General features: G+C 27.9%; 8 protein-coding genes. 3 read left to right on the forward strand and 5 right to left on the reverse strand.

Annotated elements, in window-relative coordinates; translation table 11 throughout:
- Positions 1–159: 159 nt before the first annotated feature.
- From HR065_RS00350 to plsY, 3 genes are all read left to right on the forward strand, one after another.
- Positions 160–864: a hypothetical protein gene (locus HR065_RS00350; protein WP_178733937.1), complete on the forward strand. Its 705-nt coding sequence runs from the start codon at positions 160–162 to the stop codon at positions 862–864.
- Between the two features lie 192 nt (positions 865–1,056).
- A complete protein-coding gene (locus HR065_RS00355) occupies positions 1,057–2,436 on the forward strand; it encodes a 2-hydroxycarboxylate transporter family protein (RefSeq protein WP_178733938.1) in 1,380 nt (459 codons plus the stop codon).
- Positions 2,437–2,555: 119 nt separating this feature from the next.
- Entirely contained in the window at positions 2,556–3,236 is a 681-nt protein-coding gene (gene plsY, locus HR065_RS00360; protein ID WP_178733939.1) for a glycerol-3-phosphate 1-O-acyltransferase PlsY, read from the forward strand.
- Between the two features lie 298 nt (positions 3,237–3,534).
- Here the strand turns inward: plsY and HR065_RS00365 are convergent, their stop codons facing one another.
- The 5 genes from HR065_RS00365 to HR065_RS00385 all read right to left on the reverse strand — a co-directional run bounded on the left by HR065_RS00365 (position 3,535) and on the right by HR065_RS00385 (position 8,880).
- Complete coding sequence (locus HR065_RS00365) at positions 3,535–4,278, reverse strand: ABC transporter permease subunit (RefSeq protein ID WP_178733940.1); 744 nt, start codon at positions 4,276–4,278, stop codon at positions 3,535–3,537.
- Positions 4,279–4,290: 12 nt separating this feature from the next.
- Positions 4,291–5,415, reverse strand: coding sequence for a transporter substrate-binding domain-containing protein (locus tag HR065_RS00370; protein WP_178733941.1), 1,125 nt, complete (start codon positions 5,413–5,415; stop codon positions 4,291–4,293).
- Between the two features lie 1,234 nt (positions 5,416–6,649).
- A complete protein-coding gene (locus tag HR065_RS00375; protein WP_178733942.1) occupies positions 6,650–7,774 on the reverse strand; it encodes a substrate-binding periplasmic protein in 1,125 nt (374 codons plus the stop codon).
- A 472-nt stretch (positions 7,775–8,246) separates the two neighbouring features.
- Positions 8,247–8,537: a hypothetical protein gene (locus tag HR065_RS00380; protein WP_178733943.1), complete on the reverse strand. Its 291-nt coding sequence runs from the start codon at positions 8,535–8,537 to the stop codon at positions 8,247–8,249.
- Positions 8,538–8,604: 67 nt separating this feature from the next.
- The gene (locus HR065_RS00385; RefSeq protein WP_178733944.1) at positions 8,605–8,880 is read right to left on the reverse strand and encodes a hypothetical protein; all 276 of its coding nucleotides are present in this window, start codon (positions 8,878–8,880) and stop codon (positions 8,605–8,607) included.
- Between the last annotated feature and the right edge of the window lie 42 nt (positions 8,881–8,922).

The following is an 8,922-nucleotide window of genomic DNA, read 5'->3' on the forward strand; positions in this document are numbered from 1 at the left end:
CTAGCTTTGCCCCTTGAAGAGGTCTTATATGTTAAAATAAAAAAGACATAAATATAATGATTCACATAAAACCCAAGCATAATTGTGTTTATCCAATTAATCCTATCAACAATTCTTTCTTTCATGCATCATATCTTCGTACCAAAGGAACCAACAAATATGACTAAAAAAATAGATTTAAAAAAAATAACTTTAGGGGCTAATTTGATAGCTATGGCTTTTATTTTAGCTCAAATGAACCAAAAGTTTCTTTCTGGCAGTTTATTTAGTTTTAAAAAAATGCCGATTGTAGATGCTCAATTTTGGGTTTTTTGGCATTTCCCTTTATTCGTTTTAATGTTTTTATTTAGTTTCAAATATGCTTTAACTTTTTTAATGATTTACTTATTTATTGATGGGACTTTTTACTCCTCCTTTCAATACATACAAATCTATAATACTTTTCAAACTTTATTTGCAGACGAAAGTGCTGTTATTGTCGTTAAAAACATTATCTTTGGGTCTTTTATACCTATTTTAGCATATCTATTACTATCTTTTCTCAAAATGGACGAAAAAAATTATCAAAAAATGTTACTAGTTTTCGCTGTTATTATCGTTATTCAAAGTATTTCTCGCACGATTAATGGTTATGCGTGGCTAACCATTATTCAAAAAAATTTATCTACTCGTGAAGGTTTTTTTGTGGACTTGATCAACTCTTTTTTTAAGGGCGGAACAACCAAAACTTGGTTTATTTTATGGTTTTTAAATCTTATTCCCGTAATCACTTCCAATGTGATCAATTTAGTGGTCTTTTTATTATTTAGAAATAAAATACAAACTATTTATCAACAATTTAATTTCAACGAAAAACATAGTTAATCATCAGATAGAAAAAAATTTTTTTAGTAAAGAAATGAAACATAACAAAACCTTTTTTTTCATAAAAGGTTTTAATTAATAAAGGTCGTTGATTGATGACTTTTTCTTGTTATAAACTTTTCTCAATAAAATATAATGATAAGTGTTCATGTATTAACAATCTAATCCATAAGAAAGAAGAAAACATTTTTTATGAATGAAAAAAATAATAAAAAGAAAATAGAGATTTTTGGTTTTCATCCTTTATTGTTTTTAAGTTTTGTTGTAATAATGATTTTAAATATCGTTTATATGAAGATATATGAAGATAATAAAAAATTATGGCATCCTTTATTAACGCCTTTATTTATTACTATGGTTTTAGGGATTAGTTTAAATTATATTGGTTCTAAAACGCCTTTTTTCAACAAATTAGGCTTTGGTTTTTTACTTTCTATCTTAGTACCATCTTTTTTAATTTATCAAGGAATAATACCGAAACACATAGCTGATAATTTTGATAAAGCTTTTTTCAACAAACCAGGAGCGAATGGTGGTTTAGGTGTTAATTTCTCTCAATTTTTTATCACTATCGTTATTGCCGGTAGTCTTTTAAGCGTGGATAGAGATTTATTAAAAAGATCTTTAATCAAGTTTATTCCGATCACTTTAATCGCTATTACCTTTTCTTTTGTTGTTAGTGGTTTTTTAGGTTATTTAGCATATTTTGAACCAGATAAGATTTTCTCCAATAAATCTCAAGGAAGATTCTGGGATAGTATTTTCTTTGTGTTTGTGCCTTTAACTAACGGAGGAACGAATTTAGGGATTGGTGGTTTTTCCAATGGTATTTATAAAGAGGCTTTTCAAGAAACGGCAGATGCAAGTCAAATTAGAAGTGTTCTTTTGGCACCTTTAATTTTAGCTCGTGTTTTAAGCATTTTCTTCGCTGGTTTATTATTTGTTTTATTTGATAAAACTAAATACAGCGGAAAAGGTTCTTTAGAACAAAAACAGATGGATAATTCTCATAAATCTACCAAAAAACCTTTAGAACATCAACAAATAGGGATGGGTTTATTGATCATTTTCGCTCTTTATAATTTAGGCAATATGATTAACCAAGTTTTAAATAGTTATTTAGACGCAATGGTTTATGTTATTATCATTTTATTAGCTATTAAAATTTTTGATTTACTGTCTGATAAGTATCAAAATGCTGTGTCCCAAGCTGGCAAATTCATGTCTATTAATTTTACAGGTCCTGTTTTAGCTGGTTTAGGTTTAACTACTGATTTTAACACTTTAATAAATACTTTAAAAAATCCTAGTGTTGTATTAATTGTTATCGCTTCCTTAACGGTCGCTGTGATAACAACTTTTATTTTCGCCCAATCATTAGGTTTTTACCCTCTAGAATTATCTTTAACGGCTGGGCTTTGTTCGCACAGTATCGGTGGAACGGGCAATTTAGGAGTAATGGCTATTAGTCACAGAGAAGATTTATTACCTTTTGCGACTATAGCAACTCGTGTAGTTGGTCCTTTAGTTTATATTATATCCACTTTCGGTTTTAAATGTTTATATATGTAACCCCATCCGGTTTTAGACCAATTTACAAATTATATGTTTAACTTTTTATTATTTGTTAATTAACAAATATTTATTAAATTGTTATAATATAAATAAAAGAAAGTTTGAAAAATGAAAATATGAATATGTCACATATAACTATTATTGTAAGTATTATTTTATTGTCTTATACGGTAGGTTCTATTCCGGTAGGCTTATTGGTAGGAAAAATTTTTAAAAACAAAGATATTAGCACTTTAGGTTCGCAAAATATCGGTTCTTCAAATGTAACCAGAGTATTAGGTTTTAAATTGGGTTTACTAACTTTTATTTTAGATTTTTTAAAAGGTTTTTTGCCAATTTTTATCGTTGAATGTTTAACTAATAATGGGAATATTAATCCAGAAATCAAGGCATATAGAGTATTTTTCGGTATAGCCGCTGTTTTAGGACATATGTTTTCTATGTTCAACAAGTTTAAGGGCGGAAAAGCTATCGCTAGTTCGGTTGGTTTTGTCACCAGTATTAATTGTCTAGTGGGCTTATTAGGAATTGTATCTTTTGTTATTATGGTAAGGTTTAGCGGGTACGCCTCTTTATCATCTTTGATAGCCACTGCTTTAGTAAATGTCGGCTTATGGATTAATACTGGTGTTTCTATCTTGTACCACCACAATCCTAATCCTCCACAAAATTGTATGGAATTATGTTTTATCTTTATCACCACAATTATTATCTTTTTAAAACATTACAAAAATATTATTAATTTGCTCGAAGGTAAAGAAAATAAATTTAATTTCAAAAGCAAAAAAACTAAATAATGTTAACATTGTTCCCATTATATAGAGAATAAAAGCTAAATTGTTTTTTCCAAAGAACAATTTAGCTTTTCTTTTTGGCTTTATACATCTATAAGAGAGTTCGAAAGACAAGAAGGATAGTTTTATAAACGCCCTTTATCTGCGATAAGAATTTATATATGATAATAAAAAATGCCTAAACGATTTCTTTTATCAAGAAACGGTTTAGGCAAAATATTTTTATATCGATTGGTTAAACTAACTTCATTCAAAATGTGAGTTCTAAAAAGGGTTTTTAACAATTGTTGATATTAATATTTTATTTTTTAAGGAGTTTACTTTTTTTACGGATAAGTTGTCTTTTTTCGATGCATTTGAATAACCATCTACTAACGAAAATTAATGTCAAATATAAAATACTTACAGTAGTGTAAGGTGTGATATAATCCGAATCGACGGTAGCATTGGTTTTAGCTATAAACATTATATCAACAAATCCGATAATATTTAAGAAAGCAGTATTTTGAACATTAACGATAAATTGGTTCAAAATACCCATTTTAGATTTTCTTAAAGCTTGATGGAAAACAACATATTTAAAAGCTTGTTTGTCGTTCATTCCTAAAGCATAAGCTGCTTCTACTTGTCCTTTATCTGTGAATTTGATATGATTTAAAATCATCACCGCTATGTGGACAGTAGCATTTATAGTGATAACGATTAAACCTATGTAAAAATAACTCAAATGATGAATTTTTTTAATATAATCTAATCTGGAAATATTATAAATTAATAAAGCTTGCGCAGGAATAGGAACTCCTAAAAAGATATCAAAAATACCATCAATGGTGCGAGAAATGCTTTTTTTTAAATAATTGTTAATAGATTTTTTTTCTGATGAAACAGGTTTATGAGCGCTATCTAGTAAAGTTTTGATTTGAAACACTATAATGGCTAAAATAAAACCTAAAACCAAGCCCGCTACAGATACGACTAAAGCGTTGTAAACTCCGTTTTTTCCATCAAAATATTTAGGTAAATTACGCCATATTTTTTTAATCATAATAAATTACAATTAAGATTTAGGAACTTCTTTAAGAGCAAGTTCTAACCATTTAGCATATTTAGCGTTTAATTCATTTATTTTTGCTTCTAAATCTTTTACTTTATTTTGATCAGGATTGGACTTTTCTTTTAATTCTTTTAATTTAGCTTCTAATTCAGGTAGGTATAAAGATTGTCCTTCGTAATCGCGATATAATACTTTTCTAATTCCTCTATTTAATTTTTCTAATAAATCATGGTTACCTAATTTAACAAATATAGAGAAAGGTCCGATAATTAATTTGTTTTCAAGCGCTTTATCATCTAAATTTAATTTAATAGTTTTCACTTTGTCTGGTTGTAAATCAGCATAATATTTAGCTACCTCATAATCAACCGCGAACATGTCAGAATCTCCTTCAATTACAGTGTTAACTGTACTAGTACAATTTTCTGATGGTAAAGCTTCTTGGATTTTATCTTTAACCGTAGGGTGTTGGTCTTTTAAAGCATTCATTAAAAGAGGCACTGTGATTCTAGAATAAGAAGATGCCATACTGTTTATTTTTAACGGTTGTGCGTGATATTGTCCGCTTGCATTTTTAACTAAACGATCTAAAGTTTTAATTTCCGTATCATTTGGTAAATCTTTATAACGAGGGTCGTTTGTTCTCACTACTAAACCAATTTTACCAGATAAATAAGGGAGAGAAGCAGCCATGATTAAATCTCTTTCTGGAGTTTTGTTAGTTGCTGACATCATACAATGAACGTCACCGTTTTTAACTGATTCTGTTATTGAATCGTAGTTGTAATTATGTGTTTCTACTTCCATTCCGGCAGCTTCTGCTACCTCTCTAATTAAAAGAAGATCTGTACCACTTAGTTGCACTCCGTTATTCTTAGCAGTCGAACTGTTGCTGGAACCTTTTGTGCCAGGTTGAGAGTAAGGAGGACACTGGTTTACCATAGCTACTTTTAAAATTTCTTTTTTCTCTGTTGTTGAATTCGCAACATTGTCTTTCTCTTTGTTAGATTTACCATTGCCTCTTAGGCAAGTCGCCCATAAAGTAACGGAAAGCACTAAAAGAAGTACAATTCCTCCTCCAAGCCATAAATTTTTATTTTTCTTTATTGATTCTTTTAAATTTGACAAATGAATATCCTTCTCTTTCATGTTTTGATTTTTATAGTTAATATTGATTATTAATTTTGTTGATAAGTTGATAAAATAAATAAGACTAAAATAGAAGTAATGCAGGAAAATTAAATTGTTGGATATTTGACCATTATAAAAATAAATGTCTTTTATCTCGCTAAATTGTCCGCATCAAAATATAAAATATATTTTTGAAATGTATATTGTTTAAATATATTATTTATATAAAACACTGCGTTTTTAATACAAGTCCATCTGGAAATCGTCGCCTTAGAGCAAAGTATACACTTCTCCCAAGAAATATTTTCATTCCTATAGAAAAACCTATAGAACAGATTTGAAAAAAATATTTTATACGCTGACAATTATTTTGAATTAAATAAGTGTTTTTTAGTGTTTATTAAATTTTTATAAGGAATTTAATCAAAAGTATAATGTTTAAAATATATATTCGCTAATTTTAAGCATAAAATATATACTTTTCCCATGAAAAGAAACTTTAAATGGTCTAAACGTTATATTTTACCAAATAACTTCCTCATAGAATTGATTAATACGCATCATAAATAATTATGAGAAAATGCGTCTGTGTTTTTAAATTATTAAAAATAATAAATATCATCTTTTTAAGATATCGTTATTTTATAATGCCTCTTTTAATATTTGCCACATGAATGCATTGCATGCTTTGACAATTATAAATCAGCTAATGCGAACCTGTTAATAAAACATATCCTAAGTAATCTAAGACGTATTGATATTCGTTAAAGATATAGACATTCGGACGCACTTTTAGCATATAAAAAACGATAAATAATTAAGACTTTTTTAAAGTAAGCCTTTTAATACTGATTTTTATATATTACGACAGCAAGAGGCGACTAAAATGAGTAAAATCTGCTTCTGCTGTAGTAAATATTTTCATTTCAAAGAAAATATCTTTTTTTAACTTGTTGTGTACTTTTATTCAAATTCTTCACCTCTTTCTATTAATTGAATTTATTCTAACATAAAAAAAGAAAAAATGCAACCATAAAATAAAAAAATAACTATTATTTTATATAAAAAATAATAGTTATCATAAAGAAGTGTGTTTGCTTGACAAATAATTAGCATCACATCTTCTATTTTAATTCCTAAAAAAGGGATTAAAAGGGGATTAGAAAGATAAAAACCATTGTTGGAAATAATTTTTACTTAATGTCCGTATTTCAAATATAAAAACTCAAAATTAAGATGTAGGAATTTCTTGCAGAGCAAGTTCTAACCATTTAGCATATTTATCATTCAATTCCTTTATTTTCGTTTTTAAATCGTTTACTTTATTTGGATCAGGATTGGAAGTATTTTGTAATTCTTTTAATTTAGCTTCTAAATCAGGCAGGTATAAAGATTTTCCTTCGTAATCACGATATAAAGCTTTTCTAATACCTTTATTTATTTTTTCCAACAGTGCATCATTTCCTTTTCGCACATAAATAGTATAAGGTCCGATAATCAATTTGTTTTCCAGTTCTTTATCATCTAAATTTAATTTAATAGTTTTCACTTTGTCTGGTTGTAAATTAGCATAATATTTAGCTACTTCATAATCAACCGCGAAAATGTCGGAATCGTTGTTAACCACAGTGTTCACTGTTTGGGTGCAATTTTCTTGATGCTCCCCTTCTTTAATGTATTGCGCGACCGAAGGGTTTTGTTGTTGTAAAGCTTTTACTAAGATAGGTACTGTTATTTTAGATTGAGCAGAAATCATACAATTAATTTTTAATTCTTGATTATGATAATTGCCATTTGCATCTTTCACTAAACGATCTAATTTATTAATTTCTTGATAATTATCTAAATCTTTATAACGAGGGTCGTTTTTTTTCACAACTAACCCTACTTTGCCAGATAAATAAGGAATAGACGGGCTCATTATTTGATCTCTTTCAGGTGTTTGTTTAGCGGCTGACATCATGCCATCAATTTCGCCCCTTTGAACGGCTGTTACCATTCCTTCATATAAATAATTATGAGTTTCTATTTTTAAACCAGTTTCTTCGGCTATTTCTCTCATTAACAGAAGGTCTGTGCCGCTTAGGTGCACTCCGTTATTCTTAGCGGTTGAACTGTTGGGAGAATCTTTTTTACCTGATTGAGCATAAGGAGGGCATTGGTTTACCATACCTATTTTTAAAACTTCTTTTTTCTCTGTTGTTGAAACGGCAACATCGTCTTGCTCTTTGTTAGATTTGTTAGTTGTTCTTGGATAAGCCGCCCATAAAGTAACGGAAAGCACTAAAAGAAGTACAATTCCTCCTCCAAGCCATAATTTTTTATTTTTCTTTATTGATTCTTTTAAATTTGACAAATATAATATCCTTCTCTTTCATTTTTTCCCATTTTTATAGTTTATCTGTCATAGGATTCATACAATATACCTAAAAAAGATAAATAATAAGATATTGTCCTAAATGACCTTATAACTCTTTTTTTATATATTACGACAGCAAGAAGTGACTAAAATGAGTAAAATCTGCTTCTGCTGTAGTAAATATTTTCATTTCAAAGAAAATATCTTTTTTTAACTTGTTGTGTACTTTTATTCAAATTCTTCACCTCTTTCTATTAATTGAATTTATTTTAACATAAAAAATAAAAGAAAATGTAAAATCTCAAAATAATAGTAATTAGCTAGTTAAAAAAGTGTGATAAAACATTATAAAAGGGCACTTATTTATCGTTTAAAAAGATTTCTTATATTCTTGCCTTAATACAAAAAAAAGATACTATAAAAGTATCTTTTTTTCAATCATTAGCCGACACAAAATAAATGGTAATGTTTATTTATTTTGTACCATGTTTATCATATCTAATTGAGATTTATTAGATTGTAAATTTTTCAATTTATTTTCTAATTTTTCTTTTTGATTATATAGATGAATGGTATAATCCCTATTCATGTTAAATATTTTTCCGCCATTAGAAGTTGCCATCCAAAAGTAAACAGTAGGAGACAATATAAATAAAAGCAATAAAAGGAGTATCTGAACGGCGCTTAAAGCAAAAGGATTTTGTTTCGATTGTTGGTTATTTTGTTGATATGGTTGTTGAGGTTGTTGATAATATTGCATTATTTATTATACCTTTCTTGGAAATTTGTACACTCATATTCTCTTCAAAATTCATTTCTATGTTTTTTTATTTCGTAAGGTTTCTTATCATTTGCTGTTCTTTCATTTGTTTAATTTCTTCTTCTAATTGTTCAATTTCTTTTTGTAAATTATATATTTCACTTCCTATTTGATAACTTAATTGTTGTTGAATTTTAATATCACGGTTAAAAGCGAAAGATTTAAAAAGAGGATACCAAAAAAACCAACCTAAGCCAAAAGTCATAATACTTAAAATAATAACAAAAGTCAATTGTATACCACTAAGTTTGTTTTGAGCAATAAACATGCTTGGATACATCATAAAGAAAACTCCTTCTTTCTATTGTTTTTTTAATATAAAAAT

Source organism: Candidatus Phytoplasma pruni, from assembly GCF_013391955.1.
Classification (GTDB): Bacteria; Bacillota_I; Bacilli_A; order Acholeplasmatales; family Acholeplasmataceae; genus Phytoplasma.

Bases quoted from the DNA above. Each gene is read 5' to 3' on its own strand.
- HR065_RS00350 (WP_178733937.1), top strand. From the start codon at position 160: ATGACTAAAAAAATAGATTTAAAAAAAATAACTTTAGGGGCTAATTTG.
- HR065_RS00355 (WP_178733938.1), top strand. From the start codon at position 1,057: ATGAATGAAAAAAATAATAAAAAGAAAATAGAGATTTTTGGTTTTCAT.
- plsY (WP_178733939.1), top strand. From the start codon at position 2,556: ATGAATATGTCACATATAACTATTATTGTAAGTATTATTTTATTGTCT.
- HR065_RS00365 (WP_178733940.1), bottom strand. From the start codon at position 4,278: ATGATTAAAAAAATATGGCGTAATTTACCTAAATATTTTGATGGAAAA.
- HR065_RS00380 (WP_178733943.1), bottom strand. From the start codon at position 8,537: ATGCAATATTATCAACAACCTCAACAACCATATCAACAAAATAACCAA.
- HR065_RS00385 (WP_178733944.1), bottom strand. From the start codon at position 8,880: ATGATGTATCCAAGCATGTTTATTGCTCAAAACAAACTTAGTGGTATA.